The organism is Nocardia beijingensis NBRC 16342 (genome assembly GCF_001612785.1).
Lineage (GTDB): Bacteria > Actinomycetota > Actinomycetes > Mycobacteriales > Mycobacteriaceae > Nocardia > Nocardia beijingensis.
Map to the genome: position 1 here is coordinate 1 of NZ_BDBC01000085.1, position 21,607 is coordinate 21,607.

Genomic DNA, 21,607 nt, shown 5'->3' on the forward strand with positions numbered 1-21,607 from the left:
GCGCGACCGGTGTCCCGTTGTATGCCCATGAACATTGCCGTCGTCGTCGGAACCCGGATCAGCGACCTCAGACTACAAAGATGCTACACGCCTCGCTAATCAGCCTTGCCTCTCTCGCTTGAAGCGCAGCCAGATCCCATTGGGTGAGAAGTCCTAAGTCATTGTTCAATCCGACTTTACTCGCCTTGTATGCAGGAAGTTTTTCGACGAAGGATGCGTTTCCGGCAACTCCATTGTCGAGCGGGCTCCAGTATGACAAGTTACCGATCCGATTGATATGCGGTTCAAGTGCAGGGTCGCGGCTTTCAGCATTTTGCGGATAGATGTGCTCAATCGAAACGTGATTCAAGTCGGTTACGCTAATCATAGCTGGGGTGGGGAGTCCGGACGCGCCAAGCTTAATCCACGGTCTGTAGTCTTCTATTACGGTCAGCAAGTGCCTTATGTTAGCCTTCGCTGCGCCTCCCGCATCATAGCGCAGATAGTCGGAGAGTGAGTTCTTGAATATCGAATCGGGAGCGCGTTTCGCCAGCAGATCTCGCAGAGACTGGCGAAGCTTTGCAAAGCTTACATCTCCGCTGGATTTCATTCCTCGTAGTTGCCTACACTCGGCATAGTAACTGCTGCTAGCCGGACCAGCATGAGCGCCGCAGATGTTTTTGTAGCGGAATGCGAATATCTCAAGCAGGTGTACGAGCTCTGCAAAGGTCTTTTCATTGCAATGAGCCCGTGCCGCAAGTAGTAGAGGTGTCGATAGTTCATGGTGAAGCGTATTGACCAGGCGCGACAGCCGCGATCGCTGCCACTCCGTTACCGTCTGATCCTGCTGACCTACCGGATACGGCCATTTTCCAGAGCTTATCTCTAGAAACGCCTTAAGCTCATCATCCATGCGAGTTAGGCGGTCGATAACTGTGTTGGAGTTGATGTCGGCTGCAAATAGAAGGTCTTTGGTTTCGTCAAAAAGGTCGTCCCGTCTTGGGCGACCTCCTTTTAGCGAGGTAAAATATACTCGAAGAAATTCATCCACATTGTCGCCACCTTTGGTGAGCATATCGTCCCAAAGTTGTGCGGCCTTGTTGCAGAGATCCGGAACCGAGTCAAGCATCTCAAGAGTGTGGCTTCGTAGAAGGTCGGCTACTGTGAGGCGGGCGCCGCGGTCGTTCAGCACTGTAAACAGGCGATAGCCGCTTGAGCGTTCGTCACTAACGATATGAATTACAAATGAGTCGCGGAGCACTGCATCACGAAGGCGTTGTAAGACATCGAGCGACTGCTCAAGATTATCCTCTGGTGTTCTCGGTCGGACAAGCTCGTTTCTAAGCAGTTCGGCTGCATTCTTCAGAAGCTTATGGCTATCGCGATTTGTATCGTTCTTCTCCCCATTGAGTAGACCTTGGAAGAACTCGTCGTCGGCGTGACTCAGTCGCACTCGTGGCTGTAGTGATTCGGTACCCTCGCGCACATCGTATCGTTGATAATAGAGATAATCATAGTGAATTCCCTTTGCGAGAATTTCCAGCCGCTTCTCCATCTCGGGCATGGATTGGGCCTTTGCTATCCTTTTCAGCTCTGTAGACCGTCTGGAAATTTCAGCGAGCAGCAGGCAGAAGGTGGCAAGTCGCTGTTGACCGTCGACGATCTCGTATACGCTTCCCTCCGCCTCGGCGGAATCTCCTATTTCAATGGCGACCATTCCACCATAGAAGTGACCGCGTGTCCCAGTCTGCGTTGGGAGTAACCGCTTGACGTCGTCTATCAGATCACTGACCTGCTCATCTGTCCAAGCATACGAACGTTGGTATCTGGGCACGCGTGCTGGTGATCGATTAGCAAGAAGCTTGCTAATCGGCAAGCTTGTAGGACGTACACTGGCAGCGCTCATTATCGGTGTGGTGGAGTCTGTCAAATTTCAGCCAATCATTAGAATCTAATGTTCGTATGTATGGAGCTAGTCGCACTTGCTGGTCTCTTCTGAATTCAACTTCGCGAAGCCATCACTTCCGGAGCCGATTCTGTCGATGGTTCAGCTGCTGTTCGCGAAAGTTGGAATTTTGTGCTCTCTGTGTGTATGCAGTGTCCCCTGGCATGGCCAAGGATGGTACTGTATCGGTGGCGCGTACGCTCTGAAACCTGCAGTAGCGCAACGAAATCGCCGGGAGGATGATGCGGGTGTTCGGCATGCGTATCGTGAAGCCGCCCGGGGCTGGCAGATCCGCGCGAGTTCGAGCGCAGCGACTGGTCGTGTCGGCGGGCAAGCGTGTCGTGGTGTGCATGGCCGCTTCGCACCATGTGTGGGACCCGCGGCAGGGCGGGATCGCGCAATCCGGACAAACATGCTGCGGCGAAGTCGGCTGGGACCGCCCCCGGTCTCGTGGACTCGCTGATGTTCCGCGGGTTTCGTGGAGTCGAGGTACTGGACTTCAGACCACGGGTTGGATGGATGGCTGCATCATCTCGTACTCGATCGGCGACCTCATACCGGGGCCGAATGACGGCGTCGACGGCTATGGAAGATCTTCAGATACTAAGATCGCGTTTGCCAGCTTCGATCCGGGTTCTCCACCGCTGCCGATTCAGTAGCTCGGCTTGCATTCTGTCCCAAAAGGATTCGATGACAGCATAGCCGTAGCATTATCCGCCTAATCGGACCGTTGGGTTCGGTTGGTGTGGAGTGGGTTTGGTTATCCGGCTGATCGTTGGGCGTCGGCGATGGCGGCGTCGAGGCGGGCGATGAGCTCGTGGTGGCGTTCGGCTTCGGTGATCCAGCCGCGGCGCTGGGCGTCGGCGGCGAGTTTGGCGGCGTCGGCGCGTTGGGCGGCGAGGATGGGCAGGTAGGTGGCGTCGGTGCGGAAAGTGTTCGTAGATGTTGGCGTGGCAGGCGCCCTGGGCGGGTGCGCGCAGGCAGAACCGGCCTGCGAGAGGGGATTTCAGGGCGGGTGCGTCGGTCCAGTCCTTGCCGCCGGTGATGTCGGCCAGCGGTAGCGCCTTGGTGTCGGCGGGTGTGGTGGGTAGGGTGAATTGGACCCCGTGGTCGGAGTGAATGATCGTCCCGGCCTGCGGTGAACGGTTTGGCGATGGCCATACCAACGCGTTGGTCACCAGCGCGGCGGTCTGGGTCGAGTCGATCGACCAGCCGACAACCCGGCGGGAGAACGTGTCGAGCACGACCGCGCGTACACCTTGCCCTCACGGGGTGTGATGCTCGGTTATGTCGGTGACCCACAACTGATGCGGCTTCTATCGCGTGAACGACCGGTTGACCAGATCACCCGCGGTCGGGGTCTGATGCTTCAGCTTCGGCCGGCTCATCGACGTCGCTGAATCGGGCTACTTGCGGTGGCGGTCACGGCCGCCCTCGCAGCGATCGATCCGGCATGCGTGGCTACTAGATCAGATTCGCGCCGTGCATACCGCTTCCCGGGGCACCTACGGTGCCCATCGCGTTCATGCCGAACTCACTCGGCCTCCGGATCAATGTCGGCTACCGCCAGATCGAGCTGCTGATGGCCCGCGCCGGGATCAAAGGGCTGCCCGGCAATCGCCGGCTCGGTCGTAGTCCGTCGACGATCTCGCGGAAGTTAGTCGGCGGTTCGCATCGCAGTACTTCCAGAGCCGCCGCGTAAATTCCTAATCTTATCCTTCTATCCTCCTAGTAGTGCTTTGTTAGGTGTGGGGTGGTTGTGTTCGGGCTGGTAGGGGTTGGTGGCAGGTGTGGCAGTGCCCGGTCCAGGTGGCGAGTAGGTGTTGGAGTCGGCGCAGGACGGCGTAGAGGGTCAGGCCTGCGCAGGGGCTTTTGGGGTGAGGCGCAGCGTGGTGCAGATTGCCTGGGCGATGGAGGTGAGGGTGACGTGGCGGTGCCAGCCGAGCCAGGATCGGCCTTCGAAGTGGTCCAGGCCGAGGCCGTCTTTGAGTTCGCGGTAGTCGTGTTCGATGCGCCAGCGGATTTTCCGCGCCGGTGGGCCGTTCGGCCAGCAGCCAGCATTCGGGAAGGCTACCGTCCGGTCCGCGGGTGATGTTGCGGTTGGCCGGGCGCACCCGTAAGGCGAGGAACCGGGAGCGCATCACCGCGCCCGGGTTCGATGCGGTGTGGCGGGAGCCGCGCCGCCAGGTGACGAACCGTCCCGCTGAGCGGCCGGTGGTGATGATCATCGTCTTGGCGGTGACGGGCTTGTCGGGGTAGTCGGTGCGGGTTGGGGGTCGCCCGAATCCGGAGTAGGTCGGTGGCACCGGGGGAGCGGTGGCGGGGTGGACGCTGGTCGCCGCCGAGACCGCCAGGACGTAGGTCAGTCCGCGGTCGGTCAGTCCGGCGCGGAAGGCGATGCTGTCGCCGTAGGCGGCATCGGCGATCACCGGCCGGGCGGGCATTCCCCAGGTGAGGACCTCGTCGAGCATGTCCAGCGCCAGCCGCCACTTCTCCCGGAACCGAGCGTGGTCGGGAATCACGCACCGTGCCCGCCGTGCGGTGATCTGTTCGGCTTCGTCCGGGTCGGTGGCGGTGTGGTCGTCCCAGGACTTCGGTAGGTAGAGCCGCCAATCCAGTGCGGCCGAGGCCCAGTCGGTGGCCGCGTGCCCGCTCACTCCGATCTGGCAGTTGCCGCGTTTGCCCAACGCCCCGCAGTACATTCGCGCCACACCCGGTGATGCTGTCCCGTCCTTGGGAAACCCGGTGTCGTCGACCACGAGGGCGTCGGGGTCGACGAACCGCGCCGCCCACCCGGTCAGCCGGGACCGGACCTGGGTGCGGCGAACTCCTCGATCACCGGACGGACCACGTCCATCTCCTCGCGCAACACCATTGCAGCACAGCGCATCCCGGCGCATCTAACAAAGCACTATTAGAGGAGTGCTTTGATGCGTTGGCCAACCGTCGTCCAGTCGAGGTCGGGTGTGAGGTGACTCCATGAGATGCGGAGCGCGCCAGCGACTCGCTCGTCGGGGAGGTTCATCGCGGACAGGACGTGGCTTGGTTCGTAGCGCTGTGACGTGCAGGCCGAGCCGTTGGAGATGGCGATGGTGCCCTTGAGTGCAAGCATGACCGCTTCGGAGTCGAGACCGGGCAAGGCAATGTTCAGGGTGTGGGGGACAGTTCGCTCGGGGTCGCCGTTGATTTCGCCGCCGAGCTCAAGAAAGGTGTCGAGTACGGCTTGCCGGTAGCACAGGTTGGCGGCGGTGCGAGCATTGTGTTGCTTGCCGGCGAGTTCGGCGGCGGTGCCGAGACCCGCGATCAGTGCTACTGGAAGGGTGCCGGGCCGTATCCCGCGTTCCTGGCCACCGCCGTACATGAGAGGCGTGAGGGGAGGCTTGCGGAAGCCGCGTCGTCGGGCGATAAGAGCGCCCACGCCTTTGGGTCCGTAGATTTTGTGCCCGGAAATGCTGATCATGTCGATACGCGGGCTGTGCAGAAGGCCGAGTTCCTTGCCAAAGCCCTGCGCTGCGTCGACATGGAAGTACGCGTCGTGCCCATTGAGTACCGTGGCGATCTCGTCGAGCGGTTGAATGACACCGGTCTCGTTGTTGACATGCATTATCGAGACGAGGAACGTGTCGGGGCGTAGGGCGGCTCTGACGTCGTCCGGATCGACCCAGCCGCCCGGTGTCGGGGGTAGCAGGGTGACCTCGAACCCTCGGTCGCGCAGGACGTCGAGGGGTTCGAGGATCGCTTTGTGTTCAATCTGGCTGCTGATGATGTGTCGTCGACCCACCTGCTGTCCGTGAGGGGCCAGTCCCAGGAGGGCGAGGTTGTCGGCTTCTGTTGCGCCGCTGGTGAACACAACTTCGTCGGGGGTGCATGCAACAATGCTGGCGACCTGCTCACGAGCGAGTGTGACCCGCTCCTTGGCGCGTTGCCCGAATTCGTGAGTGCGGCTGCCAGCGTTTCCGAATTCCTGGTCGAGGTAGTAGCTGACCTCTTCCTGGACTCGGGGCTCGATCGGTGCGGTCGCGTTGCAGTCGAGATAGACCGCGCGTGTCGTAGCGTCATCCGAGGTGTCTGCTGCACCACGAGTCGTTCGTGTCGAAGCTGCCATAGCACGCCAGTGTACGCAGGATGTACACAGCCCGTACGTATATGGGTGTCTGCTTGTACGCTAGATTTGGCGCGTCAGTATGCTTGACAGGAAGCAAACACCCAAGGAAACATACGTCATGTCGATCAGCCGGTTAGACCCGAAGGAGGCTGCGGTGGCGGGTCGTGCCTTCTACGGGTACGTGTTCCCGACCATCCGCGGAGTCCAGGCCGGGCGCGAGTTCTACGTGACCATGTTCCCGCTGCGTCTCATACCCCGGATGTTTCTGTTCGATGAGGAGGAGTTGCAGCCGGCCCTGCGCGCTCAACGAACACTGAACAAATCTCGAATTCCCGAAATAGCGCAGTACATCTTGGATAACCCGACCGGGTACACTTTCTCCGCGCTGACCGCGTCGGTGGATACCGACCTCGACTTCCAACCGTTCGGCGCCTCAGGGGCTGAGGGGCAGATCGGGATCATGAGCATCCCGATGTCCGCGCGGTTCGTCATCAACGATGGGCAGCATCGGCGTGCGGCGATCGAGCAGGCGTTGCGGGAGAAGCCCGAAATCGGGGACGAGAGTATTCCGGTGGTGTTGTTCCTCGATGTCGGACTTGCTCGATGCCAGCAGATGTTCACCGATCTCAACCGCTACGCGATCCGGCCGGCCCGGTCATTGACGATCCTGTACGACCAGCGTGAGAGTGCGGCACAGATCGCGCGGGCGATCGTCTTCCGCTCGCCGGTGCTCCAGGACCTGGTCGAGATGGAGCGAAGCAATCTGTCCGCGCGGTCGAGGAAGCTTTTCACATTGTCGGCGCTCTACACCGCGACCAAATCACTACTCGACGGCTGTGAAACTCGGACGATCGATGAAGCGACGGAGTTGGCGTCGGCCTACTGGGATGTCGTGTTCGGTCTGTTTCCCGAGTGGATACAAGTGCACAAGCGGAAGGTTTCCGCCGGTGATGTCCGGCGAGACTTCATCCACAGCCACGGTATCGTGCTGCATGCGCTGGGCAATATTGGACGCACTCTGCTGCAAGAGACGCACGACCCTACGGTTTGGAAGCGGCGACTCGCCCCGCTGTCGGATATCGACTGGTCTCGTGTGAATACCGCTCTCTGGGAAGGTCGGGCCCTGGTGGGTGGGAAAGTCTCGAAGTCGACCACCAACGTGGTGCTTACGACCAATGTGATCCGCGAGGCATTGGGTATGCCGCTGAGCGAGGAAGAACAGCGCGTCGAAGACGCACATCGACGAGGAGAGAAATGAAACCCGCTGCCTCCCGGAAGAACTCTGCATTCGCAGAAGAAGGCTTCGCAGCAACATTGGATCGGCTGGCGCGCGAGATTCAGGAGCTCTATCTCGCCGACGGGATCCCCTGGGTTGTCGGCTACAGCGGCGGTAAGGATTCCACGGCCACGCTGCAGTTGGTGTGGATGGCGTTACAGGGGTTGCCGGCCGAGCACCGGACGAAGAAGGTCCATGTGATCTCCACCGACACCCTGGTGGAGAACCCGGTCGTCGCCGCGTGGGTCACCAACTCCCTCAAGCTGTTGGGACAGGCCGCGCAGGAGCAACAGCTGCCGATCGAACCGCACCGTCTGACTCCGGAAGTGAACGACACCTTCTGGGTGAACCTGATCGGGCGCGGCTACCCTTCGCCGAAGCCGAAGTTCCGTTGGTGCACTGAGCGTTTGAAGATCAAGCCATCGAACGCGTTCATCCGGCGTGTGGTGCGTAAACACGGCGAGGCGATCCTCGTGCTGGGTACCCGCAAAGCGGAGAGTTCCAGCCGGTCGGCCCGCATGTCGTCGTTGGAGAGCAAACGTGTTCGGGACAAGTTGAGTCCGAACGTTAATCTGCCGAACTCGCTGGTCTACACACCGATCGAGGACTGGTCCAATGACGACGTGTGGCTGTCGCTCATGCAGCGTCCGAATCCGTGGGGGTACTCCAACAAGGAACTGCTGACGATGTATCAGGGCGCGTCATCGGATGGTGAATGTCCGCTGGTGGTCGACGCAAGCACACCCAGTTGCGGCGACAGCCGCTTCGGTTGCTGGGTATGCACTCTCGTCGAGAAGGACAAGTCGATGTCGGCGATGATCCAGAACGATGAGGAGAAGGAGTGGATGCAGCCCCTGCTTGAGCTGCGCAACGAGCTGGAGGAGCTGCGGGGAAAGGAACAGCGCGACTTCCGCCGAATGAACGGCTCCGTCCAGCTGTTCCACGATGAGCCGATTCTCGGTCCGTACAAGCAGGATTGGCGCGAACGATGGCTGACCAAACTGCTTGAAGCCCAGACGTGGATCCGGAAGAACGGGCCGACGAATGTCGGAACCATCGAACTGATCAGCTTGCCCGAGTTGGAGGAGATCCGACGCATATGGGTGATCGAGAAGCACGAGTTCGAAGACACTCTTCCCCGCATCTACGAATCCGTTGTCGGTGAGCCGTATCCCGGGCGCCCGATGGATAACCATCTTGCCCTCGGCCCGGAAGACGTCGCGTTGTTGCGTGAGCTGTCCGAGGGCGACGAGCTGCATTTCGAGCTGGTACGCGAACTACTCGACATCGAGCAGCGGCACCGGTCGATGACCCGGCGCGCCGGCCTCTTCGACGCACTGGAGCGGTCGTTGCGGCGCGGTTTCTACACTGACGCCGACGATGCGGTCGGTCGGGTCAATCTCCGCCGCGATACCCCTCAACAGCTGAGCGAGCAGTACAACCTGGACTTGGACTTGGAGCCCAGCATCGCAGATGCTGTCGAGACACTCGATGCTGAAGGGGCGGACGCACCGTGATCTTGGATGAGCTCGTACTCCGCAATGTCGGGGTCTTCGGCGGACACCATCAAATCACCCTGACTCCACCGGATCCGCGTCGACCGGTCGTCGTGATCGGCGCGCTCAACGGCGGCGGTAAGACCACCGTCCTGGAGTCACTGCACTTGGCATTGTTCGGTTCGCTGGCCCGCACCGCGTCACGGCGTTCCTCCAGCTATCAAACTTACCTGCGTCGGCTCATTCACAACGGTGTCCCCGGCAGCGAGGGCGCTGGCGTCGAGCTGGCGTTCCATGTCTACCAGGAAGGGCGACGACGCAACTACCGGATCGTGCGAACGTGGACAGCCACCGAATCCACCGTCCGCGAGCGCCTCGACGTGCTGGTCGACGGCATGCCCGATCGGTCCCTCACCGACCGGTGGGCGGAGCAGGTTGAGGCATTCGTGCCGAGAGGTGTCGCGGAGCTGTTCTTCTTCGACGGGGAGAAGATCGAGACACTCGCCGAACTGGACAACGCCCGCGACATGCTCAAGACAGCGATCGGTGCGCTTCTCGGCTTGGACTTGGTCGATCGATTGGCAACCGATCTTTCGGTGATAGAACGAAACTACCGCGCCGACTTGGCGCCGCCGTCGATGCACAAAATGCTCGACGCCGCTAACCGTCGCGCGAAGGACGCACACAAGGCGGCTACTGCCGCGAAGCAAGAAGCCGCCCAGTGTCGGACGATCGCCGAGCGCGCGGAGAACAAGCTTCGGCAGCTCGAAGAGCAGCTACGAATGGAAGGCAGTGAGCTGCTAGTCCGTCAGCGCACCCTGGAAGACGAGAAGGTCCGCCTCGAAAAGGCGCTGAAAGCGACCGATACCCGTCTTCTCGACCTTGCGAATAGTGTGGTGCCACTCCGTCTGGTACGTACACAGCTGGTCGACGTGCTGGGCATGGCTGAGCGGGAATTGGTTGCCGATGAGCAGAATCAGGTCATCGGCGTACTCATCAAGCGCGACGCGGACATCCTCGACCGTCTTCGGTCCCAGCGGGTCAAGAAGCAGACCATCGACGACCTGGAGTCGTTCCTGGCGGACGAACGCCAGACGCGAGTCGCCGTGGCAGGGATCGAGCGTGTCGTACAGATGGGTGCCGAGGACACCTCCCGCTTGCGGTCGCTGGTCGACCACGACCTGGACCTGGTCGGCGAGCAGGTCACCACCGCTCTGACCGAACGCGACCACCTCGTCCGCCAGCTCGACGAGGTCGTCCATACCCTCGCCGCGGTACCCGACAGTCGCGCGTTGGACACGCTGAGCGCACGACGGGACACGGCGCTGGCTGAGTGGACAGCAGCGAGCAGCGCTGCAGCTCAAGCGGAAGGCCTGGTAGCCGATGCCGACGCACGAGCCGCCGAGCAGCAGCGCACGGTGGAGCGACTGCTGCAGAAGGCCACCGAGGAAGTGGCCGAAAACGACGATGCCCGGCGGATCATTCACCACAGTGAGCGGGTCCGCGGCACACTCGCCGCCCTGCGTGTCGAGGCAACCCGCCGCAACCTCCAGCGCATCGAATCGCTCGTCATCCAGGCACTGCAGCGGCTGCTGCGCAAGGAGCGGCTGGTTACCGACCTGAAGATCGATCCGGAGTCCTTCGCTATCGAGCTGCGCGGCCACGCCGGGAACGTCGTTCTTCCGCAGCAACTGTCTGCCGGCGAACGGCAACTCCTCGCGGTGTCGCTGCTGTGGGGGCTCGCCCAAGCCTCGGGTCGGCCCCTTCCGGTGGTCATCGACACGCCACTGGGCCGACTCGACGGCATACACCGAAGCCACCTGGTCTCGCGGTATTTCCCGCAGGCGAGTCACCAAGTGATCCTGCTGTCAACCGACCAGGAAATCGACCAGGCCGCCTGGAACCAGCTCCACCCTTACATCGGTCACGCCTATCGGCTCGAATACAACAGCGACACAGGACATACCACCACTGAACCCGGCTACTTCTGGCCCGAGCCGACACCCAGCTGAGCGAGGACAACGATGCCACTCGAGACCATCCGCCTAAGCAAACAGGGTCGCGACCAACTCACCACCCTTAGACGCCGCACCGGAATCGAACACTGGAACACCCTGTGCCGCTGGGCATTGTGCCGATCCCTCGCCGAGGCCGCCCCACCACCCACGATGAAGATCCCGGCCGACAGCAACCTGGAGATGAGCTGGCGAACCTTCGCCGGCCCACACGGCGCGCTCTACTGGGCACTGCTGCGGCACCGGTGCCACACCGACGGACTGCCACTGGACGACGACACCCTGGCCCAGCAGTTCCGGCTGCACCTGCACCGCGGCATCGGGTACCTCGTCGGCGACCGCCAGGTGCGCAACATCGCCGACCTCGTCGCCACAACAATGGCACCCGACGAACACGACGTCGCATGACGCCACCCCGACTGTTCGCGCAACCAGGCGAACAATAAGCATGAGCGTCGTCGCCCGCCATCGAACGGCAATGGCTCGAAACGCCTTGTCGCGCCCACTCGCCGCGGCGATCGCCGATCACGTGCTCGACCAGTCGTCGTCGGTCTTCGATTACGGGTGTGGTCGAGGTGATGACTTGCGCAACCTCTCAGCCCTCGGCTACGTCGTCGACGGGTGGGATCCCAACCACCGACCGCATACTGAGCGTCGGCACGCGGATGTCGTTAACCTCGGCTACGTCGTCAACGTCATCGAACGCCCCGACGAGCGAGCCGAGACACTTCGTACCGCATGGGGGTTGGCCAAGAAAGTCCTGATCGTCTCCTCACGATTGACCTGGGACGCACGAGACCTTCTCGGGCGTCCCCTCGGCGACGGGCTGCTCACCAGAACTGGGACCTTCCAGAAGTTCTACCAGCAAGCCGAGTTGGCAACCTGGATCGAGGAAACTCTCCGAGTACAGGCGCACGCCGCCGCACCTGGCATCTTCTACATCTTCCGGGAGCCCAGCGTCGCCCAGCAATTCCTCGCCAGCCGCGTCTACCGCTACCGACCACGGGTTCGGATAGACCCCCACACCCTCTACGAGACGCACCGAGACACCCTCGCGCCATTGTTCGACTTCCTGAGCGATCATGCCCGCCCACCTCGTCCTGGCGAACTCAGCGACGGTGCTGCGGAGGCGATCAGGGAGGCAGTCGGCAGTCTCGGACGTGCTGTTTCCCTGATTCGACAGGTCACCGATGACGACCATTGGGAGCAGGTGACTCGCCAGCGGCGGTCGGAATTGTTGATCTATATCGCGCTGTCCAGGTTCGGTCGGCGTCCCCGGTTCAGCCAACTCGGAACCACACTGGCCTGCGACATCCGTACACTGTTCGGCACCTACCAATCAGCGTGCATACAGGCCGATAGAATGCTACTGGCATGCGGCGACCCCACGATGGTCCTCGTGTCCGCGCGAAGCTCAGCAATCGGCAAACAGACACCGACGGCCCTCTACGTCCACCGATCGGCGCTGGCCGAACTCCCACCGGTGCTCCAGGTATACGAGGGGTGCGCGCGCGTGCTCTCGGGGACGATCGAACATGCCAACCTGATCAAGCTGTCGGTCGTGCAGCCACAGGTGTCCTATCTTGTCTATCCACGCTTCGATCGCGACGCACACCCGACCCTCGCAGCGTCCATCACCGTCAACCTGAAAAACCTTGGTGCCGAGTCGCGCGACTACAGCCGCTCCGACAACCCGCCTCTGATCCATCGGAAGGAAGAATTCGTCGGACGCGACGATCCTCGCCGTGAGCTCTACGCCAAATTGACCCGCGCGGAGCAGCGTGCCGGACTGTACCAGCACCCGGAGCGGATCGGCAGCCTGCGCGGGTGGGAGGCCACACTCGCCGCGGCCGGCGTTCGTGTAAGAGGGCATCGGCTCTTCCACCTGAGGAATGGCGGCACTCCGAACTAACGGACCGACGTTCAGCTCCCGGCCGATTGCACCCTTCGACGGCCGCCATTGCCCAGGCGAGTGGTCGTCCCTAGCCCCTGCGGTCGCATCGAGTGTGTCGGCGCTCACGGAATCCGCAGGCTGATGCCGTTTTCTGAGGGCTCAGAACCTCGGCGACAAGCAACGCTTAGGGCTTGGTTGAAGGTCTCAGGACGTGGTGGACTTGCGAATCCGGTTCGGGGGAATGGTTTCACCTTCCAGCGTCTGACGGGGTGCTGGGTGATGCACGGGCGCAGCGCCACTTCGGCGCCGCCGCAGGTGTCCGGAAATAGGTGTCTTTGACACCGATCGTGGCCGTCTGTCCAGTGTAGGTGCGGCCGATCAGCAGTCGCTGGCGCGCGACCATGACTACGTGCCCGTCGGTTAGGTGGATGCCGCCGATGAGGTCCGGCTGCCGCAGGTGCATCGGCGCTTCCCGCTGCCAGTACCTGTACTTGGGACGGTGCCGCTGCTGCTGGGCCGGATCAGGTCGTTGCGGACCAGGATCCGATGCACCATCGCCCGCGACGGCACTGAATCCGCCCCGCCAGGGCGAGCTCGAACACGATCCGTCGCGCACCCCAGCGCGGGTGAACGCGCCGCCCCTCGCATGTCAGCGCTTCGACCTCGGCTGGGATCCGTCTCGGGCTCGTCCGTAGTCGGCTCAACGCCGTTCGCAGCGCCTCCACCTCACCCGCCTGATATTTGGTCTCTCATTAATAAACCGACTACGAGACACCCCGTACCTGGGGGCGATATCCGTGTCCGGGGAACCTTTCCTGTACAGTCAGCACGGAATGAAATAGCCTCTGTACCAACGAGTCTCGGCCATTCGAGCCTCACCGAGCGGCACGAGCCGAAAGTATCGCAACCCGGCCCGAACTTGTCAACAAGGTCACGAGGACGCCGAGACAATCGGGGTCCTGAATTATCACACGACAATTGAGTGCGTGCGTCTCCGCTCACAGCGTGATATCCCGGGGATTCGCAGTCCCCAGTCGTTGGCGCCGAGCACCGTGCTGCTCACGATGCCTTGCTCGGAGTCGCGGCGGGTGGATCCGAAGTCGGGTGCCAGCCCGAGATCGGCGAGCCGACACCCGACAGCGGTACGCGCCTGACCAGCACTTTGAACGAAAGTTGCTATGGGCCTGCAACAAACGGCTCTCTCACCCGATCTATATAGGTAGGAGTACCTCGACATCCCGAGTTCGTCGCAGAAGGCACCGAATGTCGGTGGGGCCGAGTACACTGACCGAAACAACTTCACACACAATGCTTCACCACACACGGACGCGTGCCACCGCATGGGGCTCGCCACCAGACCACATGGAGCAACACATGATAAGCGAACCTGTTCAGGCAGCCGTCATCGCACTACAAAACCGGGCTCTCACGACGCGCGACGTGTACGAGCTCGACCGTATCGATCGTGCTCTCGACGAGCTGTTGCGGACTCCGCGGAAAGCTATCACCGGCGCACCCAAAGTGCACATGCGATCAGCGCTTGGACACGCACGCCAGGCCATCGAGCGACGTCGAGAGATCGCCCCGGTAGCAGAACTCGGCGAGGACGCGGAGGTCGGCGCGGAAGATCAGAACTTCCGCCTCGCCGAAATCCGCGTCTGGATTCAGTCTGAACCGGCGCTGACGGTCGGTGACCGCGCGATGCTCAACAGCCTGGCGGCCGGCGAAAATGCCGAGAGTCTCGCGCATCGCAACGGATTGCCGGTAACGCATGTCCGTCAGCGCATCAGCCGGGCTCGACGGCACGCACGCCAGATTTGGCACGAGTCGGCGCTCGTCGGATGAGACCACGGCTTCTGCGCCTGCGCCCCTGGCTTATCCGCACACTCATTCCCAGCCATTACATCGGCACATACATGCTGTACAACGACAAGGGCGACCTGATCTACGTCGGCCGCAGCGACACCGACATCCAGCGCCGATTGATTCGCCACAGCATCGATCGCCGAGGCGAGTACTTCACCTACGACATCCACCACTCCGTAACCAACGCATTCGACATGGAGTGCGCACTGTTCCACCTCCATGCCGGGACGCTGTCCAACCGGCTCCACCCCGACAAGCCCGACTTCCACCAGACGGCGTGCATATTTTGCAGTATTCCGCGACAGCGATCCAGTGCGGCAAAGAAGCACCCCTGAAACCTCTGTCCGCCCGAACAACTCCCAAAGGATCCTGGAATGACAAGCCAGCCCCTTTTTCAATCAGCCCACGATCAGCGTGCTGACATAATTCAGGTCGACCGAGCGCTGGAGTCCATGCGCGACGCGGGCTTCGACCTGACCGCCGCCGTCGGAGAGCCCTTGGATAACTCCATCGAGGCCGACGCTACCCTCCTACGGGTGCTGCCCGTCTACAGTCGCGGAAAGAAGGCCATCGACAGCATTATCATCGCCGACAACGGCACCGGCATCGACCCCGCGATCATGCACAAGGTCCTGTCCATGGGCTACAGCAACCGCTACAACCAACGGGCAGGTCTCGGCCGCTTCGGTGTCGGGCTGAAGCTAGCCGGACTTAGTCTCGGCGAGCGCATCGACATCTACAGCAAACAACTCACCAGCTCAGACATCCACCACAGCTACATCGACCTTGAGGAAATCCGTGAAGGCCGGCAGCAGTACATCACGACAGAGATCGTTAATGAATGGCCAGATGAAGCGGCAAAACTCATGGTCGGACGTGATGGTAGACCCTTCTCCTCCGGCACGGTGGTGGTCTTCGGGAAGATCGATCGGCTGTCGAGCGGTGGAAAGTTCGCAACCTCCCTTGAGGAGAAGATTTCTGATCTCAGGAAGTTCATCGCCCGGGCCTACCGTACCTTTATCGACACCGGCCGAACCTTCGAACTCGACGGCAAGAAGATCACACTCCACGACCCACTGTTTCAGATGGACAACCCTCGCATCATCTCGCGATACAAGCCAGCCGATCCACGCGGGCAGATGATCGAAGAAGATGACATCGTCATCGACGGACATAAGGTTCACGTCGCCGTCGCCATTGTGCCTCCGGAGTTCAGGCCGTACCGGACGGCCGGAGGTGAAGTTGACAGCAAAGGTCACGACATACGTGAATTCCAGATCAACGCCGAAAATGCGGCGCGGATCAGCATCCTCCGCAACGGGCGCGAGATCTACTACGACGTTGTGCCGCAGCTGGTCGCAGGTGGCCGGACAGACAAGGTGATGCGCTACGTCGCGATCGAGGTTCGCTTCCCGGCCGAGTTGGACGAATACTTCCAGGTTCGTCACGTCAAGCGCGGTGCCGAGCCGGTCAGTAAGCTTCGCGACGAGTTGCGCACCTGGTTGAAACGTCCCGTCCTGCAAGCTCGGTCGCTTGTCCGACGGCAGTGGGATGAGTACGACGCTCGGAATCGTGCCGAGAACGGGGATCACAGTGACAGCATGGACACAGCTGATCGCGTTGACTCTACCCTCCCGAAGGGTCCCGCCGGACGAGCAGCGACCGCGGAAGAGGAAGAACGGATCGTCAAGGAGACCGCCGAGGACCGAGGGCTCGACCCACAGGCCGACGCCGCAGCGATAGAGAAGATCCGCGAACAGGTACGGACCAAGCCGATCACGTTGTTCGACGCTCACTGGCCCGGCAAGGAGTTCCTGGAGATCCACCATCTCAACGGCAAGTCGCACGTGAGGCTCAACCGCCGACATGCCTTCTTTCGGGACGTTTATGAGCCCATTAAGAAGGTCGCCGACGAAGGCGCTACGAATTTGGCCCCTGAGGAGATGGCGGAACTCGCCAGGCGCACCCAGTCTGCGATAGACCTGCTCTTCATGGCCTACGCAAAAGCAGAGAGTATGTACGAAGATCCCGACCAGTTCGACCAGCTGCGGACGTACTGGGGAATGTTCAGTGGAGCTCTACTGAAAGAGCACTTCAAGAATCAATAGGTGGTAGATTCGGTGGTCTGTGCAGCCCCGCGGGGACCCCCGGAACCGATCGCGCAAGAAGCGCTTCGCAGCCCGGCATTCGTTGCCGGACGCCGACACGTGGGCTATTTTTCCATCTTCATGCGTGTTGGCGTATTAAGGCGAAGTGTGGTTTGGGCACGACCCGATATATAAGAGCACAAGAAAGGCAACGAAGTATGTTCGGTTCCGGCACCAAGCTAACCTTCCGGGACTACGTCCAGGGAACGTGGGGCAGCTTCGACACACCTGCGGGCCGCGTTGACTACATGATGACCAAGGCCAAACTCGGCGGAGACGGCGACGCTCCTGAACGCCAGCTCACCAAGAGCCTGGCGCCGGTCCGGGAGATCATGGACGCTGGCGACCTCGACTTCAACCAGCTATTGCAACGCGACCTCGACGACCATCGGGTCGCTGTCAACCTCATCCCCTACCTTCTCAAGCCCCAATCCACCGGGCCAGCGTTTTTTCCACCGATCGTTGCGGTGCTTCTGCCGTTCCGCAACAAGAAGCCGACCAAATTCCCGGAGATGGGCAATTCTACCGTCACCAACTACGACGACGCGACGTGGCAGGAACAGCGTGCCGGCAACGCATTTCAAATCCACCGGCTACTGGGCGCCGATGGCGAGCCGCACGGCGCAAACGTAGGAAAGCTGTGGTGGAACCGGTCGGAGGCGAGTTTGGTGGTGCTCGACGGTCAGCACCGCGCGATGGCGCTCCTTGCCATCGAGCGGACTCTTTCCAACACCTGGCAGGACACCGCGGGAGTCAAATTCCGGTCATTTTACGAACATCAAGTCAGGCAGCTCATCGAGACCCATGAAACTACCGAGGTCGATCTTGAGAAGATCGAGGTGCCTGTCACGGTCTGCTGGTTTCCACAGCAGACTGGTGAAGCGTCACGTCCCCACGAGGCTGCCCGGAAACTTTTCGTCGACGTCAATAAGGAGGCTCGCCCGCCGAGTGAATCGAGGATAATTCTCCTGTCGGACGCCGAACTCGGCAACGTTCTGACTCGAAGCGTCCTTAGTGCCCTTCGAGGACACAATGATGGTAGGCGACTGCCGCTGTACGCTGTCGAATACGACAATCCGGACGTCAATAGCAGCCGACCGGCACGATGGTCCGTCATCACCAACGTGAATTTGCTGAAGATGGCGGTCAATCGGTGCGTCTTCGGGCATCCCAAGTACCTTACAAACTTGGCTCAACCGATTGTCGGGCGTGAGAGCGCGGAGGAGCGCGACGAGTTCATGCGGACACAGCTCGACCTCCAGACTCTCCTTCCTGACCGAATAGACGACGCGGGCTATGTCTTCGATCGTGAGTCGATCGGAAACCTCAACTTCCCCATAGGTCAGGCCGACGCGATCGGCCGGCGTTTCATGGAGACCTGGGGCGCGGCGATTCTCATGCTGCTTTCGCAGGTCAAACCGTACGCTGATCACGCGACCAGCCTGACGAAGCTCAAGGAGGATTGGCACACTGCGGACACATTCGCTTCACTCGCCCATGATGCGCTCTTCGGGGGAGTGGGTGTATTTTGGACCCTGCGCTCCAGCTATGAACACTACGTCGAAACCAGGCAGTCAGGTGAGCACCGTATGCCGAAATCGGACGTCATCCGGGCCTGGGAGGCACTTAAGGCGAAAGAAGAAGATTTTGACCGGTACCGAGCGCTGGAATATCTCGAGTCCACTCGACCTGAGAATATAAGGAGCTGCAAATCAGTCTACAGTGTCTACAACACTCACGCCTGTCAACTCGGACTATTCATGACACTTGGCTCCCTGTGGGAGCTGCGCAAAGATATGGTTACCACCACCAAAATCTCTGAACTTCCTGCATTCGCGGATGCACTCGCTGTGGCATGGAATGCTTTCTTTGCGATCGATCACAAAAAAGCTCGTGATCGCAAGCTTGCGTTCAGTAAGACGATCACCGATCCGATCAATCAAATTGTCAACATGGACACACCGCAAGCGGTCTACTTCCGTTATTTTTGGATGCAGGCCCTCGCCATTCCTGACGTTTGGAGTCATGTTTCGGACTGGCTTCCTGAGCGTTCCAAATTCGATGTGAAGCTCGGTCAGGCCCGTCACATGTATCTGGACTGGTGCACAAAACAGCAGATGAAGGCTTTGGTGACCAGCCAGCCCGGACTTCCCGAGAGGGACCTTCGTAGTCAGGCTGAAGAGACAGCCGCGACAAACCTCAAGAAGGCGCTGGATCGCTGGTTCTTTGTCTCCGGCGGCGAATTCGATCGCTGGCGGACCGATGCCGATATGGTCGATCCGAGAAGAGCGGACGGTATCGACCCGCAAGGAGCGCTCGACCTGGCATCGGCGATGAGGGAGTCGGTCGATCGGCGGTAGTCCTACAGGTGAATGCGGGGTAGCGTAAGTGGTTTTGCTGTACAGGTTTTCATGCCGATCGTACGTCGACAGCGGGGGACGATGCGCTAGTCGCGGGCCTAGTGCCGCGTCAGGCAACAGTCGGTAGGTAATCCGGGTGGCGGGTCTTGGATCCGACGGCGAAGTCGCCGACGGGTCCGGCGTGCTGGTTGCGCCAGCGGACGTAGGTGCCGGTCGCGTCGTCTTGCTCGCCGTGGCTGCGGTAGTCGGTGCCGTTCAGCGCGAAGTACCGCAGCGCGGCGAACTCGCACTCGATGCGGTTGAGCCACGACGAGTAGGTGGGCAAGAACACCAGCTCGACCGCGTTGGCCGCGCACCATGCACGGATCTCGGCCCGTTTGTGGACCGAGTAGTTGTCCCAGGTCAGATACAGTGTCTGCCCCGGCCACCGGGCTCGCAGCGATTTCACGAACGCCAGGAACTCCGTCCACCGTTTCCGGTCCCGGATCCGGTAGGACAACTGGCCCGAGGACAGGTCCAGGGCACCGAACATGTGCCGAACCCCCTGGGTGCGGCGATAGGTCGCGCGCAGCCGGCGTGGCCGCCGCGCGCTGAACCAGCCACGGCCGGGGCGCGGCTGCGTGTTCAGTGGCCCGAACTCGTCCACGCAGACCACGCGGCCGTCGACGGGCGGATGGTCGTAGAGGTTGACACCCGCGCCATCTTTGCCTGAAAAGCCGGATCGGCCGGGGCCTTCCACGTTTTCGTGGCCTGCCACGACACCCCACCGACGTTCAGGATCTTCCGTGGTGTTTCACGGCTGATGTCGGTAATCTTGTTGATCCGCAGCACGTCCGCCAGCTTCGACAGGCTCCATGTCGCGAACGGCCATCCTAGGTCACGGGGCAGCACCGGGCGATCTGGCAGATCCGCTTCCCGTGTCGCCTGATCGGTCTTCGCTGGCCTGCCCCCGCTCCATTTTGGGTCCAAGACCTCGAAACCATGCCGTTGAAGTCGTGGATTACCTGTCGCACATACGAATCCGACACTTGCATCAGCTTCGCAATTAACCCGACCGGCTGATGCTGCGCCGACGCCATCACCACCACCGCCCGCCACATCCGGATCGGCTGCTTGCTGCGCCGCGCGATCCGGACCAGCTTACGACCTTCTTACGGGGTCAGCGCTCTGACGAACACATCCGGCTTGCGAGCCACCAGCATCACCGCTCACCCGGCCATGATCAACCCGCCAACCCGGGCACGGTTACAGCATCAACCTTCCCGGACGCGGTACTAGGTGTGCATCGCGCGCAGCCCTACGAACTCTTTGACCTCCGGCACTGTTGCATGTGGCCGTACCTGCTGCTCGATGGTGTCGAGCTTCCAGCGTTGGCGGGTGGAGGTCGGTCCATCGATTTCGTGGAAATTGGTGGTGAGAACCGAGCAACCTTCAGCGATCTCTCCTGCCTTGATGAGGTTCTCAGCGAGACGAATACGCCATTCCGCGCGTTCACGCGGCCAGGATGCGGAGGTGTCGATCGCCGATTGCAGGTGTCGGGTGGCGGTTCGGTGATCGCCGATCTGCATGTATGCCAGGCCGGTGATGCCGTGCAGTTCTGCTGGAGGGAAGAAGACCCATTCGGGGTCGTAACCGTGGCCGGACTCGTAAGCGCGGTGCGCTCGGCTGATCGCCTTGGTCATGGACGTTTCGTCACCGGCCAGGCCGTGTGCTTCGGCTTCCCGAATGGCGCCCAGTGCCCGCAGCTGCGGTCCGCCCTGCGGCAGTGCCGCCGACTGTGCGGCTTCTGCCAGTCGGATGCCCTCTCGATAGCGGGACTTCTCCTGGTAGTTGAGGATTGCGGCGTTGATCAGGGCATGGCAAACACCGATCCCGTCACCGGCGGTCGTCGCGGCTTGAGCGGCATCGGCGTAGTAGCGTCGGGCCTCGTCCAGGCGGCCCGCGTCGAAATGGACCCAACCCGTGGCGGTCATCATCTCGGCTGCCGTGCTGGTGAGAGCCCTGCCGGTATCGTCGCTGTAGTTGGCGGTATCGAGCAGATGCTTGATGTAGCGTGTTTGCCCGGCTGCCAGGTGGCAGAGGCGGTCTCCGCCGACCAGAAGATCGAGCTCGTGAATTTGATTGATGCTGCTTTGCATCTCGGCCACGTCGGCGGCACCGACCCTGACGCCCGATGCCGCTGAGGCGGGTTCTCCCGTAGCGGCCATCATGGCAGCTCCGGCAGTTCCTACAGCTCCGCCCCTGAAGAATTCGCGTCGCTTCACGTCTGCCTCCTCGTCCGAGTCCACTACCAGTATGGCAAGCGGCACCCCGAGGGCGCGGGCTACGAGACGCAGGATCCGGATGTCGTGGGAGGAGGGGCCGCCGTTTTCGAGCAGCGATACTGCGGGTTGTGAGAAGTTGATCAGCTGTCCGAACTCGGTTTGGGTCATGCCGAGGGACTTTCTGATCCGCCGGATGACTTCGCCGGTCGTCATATACATACCTCAAACCCCCATAACCTGTCTGCCGGATCGCTCAGGGT

Annotated in this window: 14 protein-coding genes and 2 pseudogenes; 10 read left to right on the forward strand and 6 right to left on the reverse strand. The window is 61.2% G+C overall.

Annotation, left to right across the window (positions count from 1 at the left end; translation table 11 throughout):
• Nucleotides 1-67: 67 nt before the first annotated feature.
• Complete coding sequence (locus NB3_RS34680) at nt 68-1,885, reverse strand: DUF262 domain-containing protein (RefSeq protein WP_084823885.1); 1,818 nt, start codon at nt 1,883-1,885, stop codon at nt 68-70.
• A gap of 1,130 nt (nt 1,886-3,015) precedes the next feature.
• Nucleotides 3,016-3,279 (reverse strand): annotated as a pseudogene (locus NB3_RS36895) (DDE-type integrase/transposase/recombinase); the annotation flags it as partial.
• Between the two features lie 170 nt (nt 3,280-3,449).
• On the opposite strand from NB3_RS36895, the gene NB3_RS36480 reads away from it, so the two are divergent.
• Entirely contained in the window at nt 3,450-3,626 is a 177-nt protein-coding gene (locus tag NB3_RS36480) for a hypothetical protein (RefSeq protein WP_244892182.1), read from the forward strand.
• Between the two features lie 150 nt (nt 3,627-3,776).
• Here NB3_RS36480 and NB3_RS36485 read toward each other — a convergent pair.
• Both NB3_RS36485 and dndA read right to left on the reverse strand, forming a co-directional pair.
• Nucleotides 3,777-4,737: pseudogene (locus NB3_RS36485) on the reverse strand (IS701 family transposase); the annotation flags it as partial.
• A gap of 101 nt (nt 4,738-4,838) precedes the next feature.
• Nucleotides 4,839-6,029, reverse strand: coding sequence for a cysteine desulfurase DndA (gene dndA, locus NB3_RS33280; protein WP_084823887.1), 1,191 nt, complete (start codon nt 6,027-6,029; stop codon nt 4,839-4,841).
• Between the two features lie 118 nt (nt 6,030-6,147).
• Between dndA and dndB the strand changes: the two genes are divergently transcribed.
• The 9 genes from dndB to NB3_RS33325 all read left to right on the forward strand — a co-directional run bounded on the left by dndB (nt 6,148) and on the right by NB3_RS33325 (nt 19,083).
• A complete protein-coding gene (gene dndB, locus NB3_RS33285) occupies nt 6,148-7,287 on the forward strand; it encodes a DNA sulfur modification protein DndB (protein ID WP_067811376.1) in 1,140 nt (379 codons plus the stop codon).
• The gene (gene dndC / locus NB3_RS33290; protein WP_084823888.1) at nt 7,284-8,822 is read left to right on the forward strand and encodes a DNA phosphorothioation system sulfurtransferase DndC; all 1,539 of its coding nucleotides are present in this window, start codon (nt 7,284-7,286) and stop codon (nt 8,820-8,822) included. Before dndB ends, dndC begins: the two co-directional genes overlap by 4 nt.
• Entirely contained in the window at nt 8,819-10,813 is a 1,995-nt protein-coding gene (gene dndD, locus NB3_RS33295) for a DNA sulfur modification protein DndD (protein WP_067811353.1), read from the forward strand. Before dndC ends, dndD begins: the two co-directional genes overlap by 4 nt.
• Before the next feature lie 12 nt (nt 10,814-10,825).
• On the forward strand, nt 10,826-11,224 hold the full coding sequence (dndE, locus tag NB3_RS33300) for a DNA sulfur modification protein DndE (RefSeq protein ID WP_067811355.1): 399 nt from the start codon (nt 10,826-10,828) through the stop codon (nt 11,222-11,224).
• 40 nt (nt 11,225-11,264) lie between these two features.
• The gene (locus NB3_RS33305; RefSeq protein ID WP_067811358.1) at nt 11,265-12,728 is read left to right on the forward strand and encodes a DNA phosphorothioation-associated putative methyltransferase; all 1,464 of its coding nucleotides are present in this window, start codon (nt 11,265-11,267) and stop codon (nt 12,726-12,728) included.
• Between the two features lie 1,356 nt (nt 12,729-14,084).
• The gene (locus NB3_RS34690) at nt 14,085-14,555 is read left to right on the forward strand and encodes a hypothetical protein (RefSeq protein WP_084823890.1); all 471 of its coding nucleotides are present in this window, start codon (nt 14,085-14,087) and stop codon (nt 14,553-14,555) included.
• A gap of 71 nt (nt 14,556-14,626) precedes the next feature.
• Nucleotides 14,627-14,911, forward strand: coding sequence for a hypothetical protein (locus tag NB3_RS33315; RefSeq protein WP_218020680.1), 285 nt, complete (start codon nt 14,627-14,629; stop codon nt 14,909-14,911).
• A gap of 39 nt (nt 14,912-14,950) precedes the next feature.
• On the forward strand, nt 14,951-16,684 hold the full coding sequence (locus NB3_RS33320; protein WP_067811366.1) for an ATP-binding protein: 1,734 nt from the start codon (nt 14,951-14,953) through the stop codon (nt 16,682-16,684).
• 197 nt (nt 16,685-16,881) lie between these two features.
• Nucleotides 16,882-19,083 (forward strand): ParB N-terminal domain-containing protein, encoded by a 2,202-nt coding sequence (locus NB3_RS33325; protein WP_067811368.1) that lies wholly within the window; start codon nt 16,882-16,884, stop codon nt 19,081-19,083.
• A 109-nt stretch (nt 19,084-19,192) separates the two neighbouring features.
• On the opposite strand, the gene NB3_RS33330 is transcribed toward NB3_RS33325, so the two are convergent.
• Both NB3_RS33330 and NB3_RS33335 read right to left on the reverse strand, forming a co-directional pair.
• Nucleotides 19,193-19,840 carry an IS630 family transposase gene (locus NB3_RS33330; RefSeq protein WP_244892183.1) on the reverse strand — a complete coding sequence of 216 codons (648 nt, stop codon included), beginning with the start codon at nt 19,838-19,840 and terminating at the stop codon, nt 19,193-19,195.
• Between the two features lie 517 nt (nt 19,841-20,357).
• The gene (locus NB3_RS33335; protein ID WP_067811370.1) at nt 20,358-21,560 is read right to left on the reverse strand and encodes a helix-turn-helix domain-containing protein; all 1,203 of its coding nucleotides are present in this window, start codon (nt 21,558-21,560) and stop codon (nt 20,358-20,360) included.
• Nucleotides 21,561-21,607: the final 47 nt, after the last annotated feature.

Excerpts from the sequence above, each read along its gene's own strand:
- NB3_RS34680 (WP_084823885.1), bottom strand. The coding sequence starts at position 1,885 with ATGAGCGCTGCCAGTGTACGTCCTACAAGCTTGCCGATTAGCAAGCTT.
- NB3_RS36480 (WP_244892182.1), top strand. The coding sequence starts at position 3,450 with ATGCCGAACTCACTCGGCCTCCGGATCAATGTCGGCTACCGCCAGATC.
- dndA (WP_084823887.1), bottom strand. The coding sequence starts at position 6,029 with ATGGCAGCTTCGACACGAACGACTCGTGGTGCAGCAGACACCTCGGAT.
- dndB (WP_067811376.1), top strand. The coding sequence starts at position 6,148 with ATGTCGATCAGCCGGTTAGACCCGAAGGAGGCTGCGGTGGCGGGTCGT.
- dndC (WP_084823888.1), top strand. The coding sequence starts at position 7,284 with ATGAAACCCGCTGCCTCCCGGAAGAACTCTGCATTCGCAGAAGAAGGC.
- dndE (WP_067811355.1), top strand. The coding sequence starts at position 10,826 with ATGCCACTCGAGACCATCCGCCTAAGCAAACAGGGTCGCGACCAACTC.
- NB3_RS33305 (WP_067811358.1), top strand. The coding sequence starts at position 11,265 with ATGAGCGTCGTCGCCCGCCATCGAACGGCAATGGCTCGAAACGCCTTG.
- NB3_RS34690 (WP_084823890.1), top strand. The coding sequence starts at position 14,085 with ATGATAAGCGAACCTGTTCAGGCAGCCGTCATCGCACTACAAAACCGG.
- NB3_RS33315 (WP_218020680.1), top strand. The coding sequence starts at position 14,627 with ATGCTGTACAACGACAAGGGCGACCTGATCTACGTCGGCCGCAGCGAC.
- NB3_RS33320 (WP_067811366.1), top strand. The coding sequence starts at position 14,951 with ATGACAAGCCAGCCCCTTTTTCAATCAGCCCACGATCAGCGTGCTGAC.
- NB3_RS33325 (WP_067811368.1), top strand. The coding sequence starts at position 16,882 with ATGTTCGGTTCCGGCACCAAGCTAACCTTCCGGGACTACGTCCAGGGA.
- NB3_RS33335 (WP_067811370.1), bottom strand. The coding sequence starts at position 21,560 with ATGACGACCGGCGAAGTCATCCGGCGGATCAGAAAGTCCCTCGGCATG.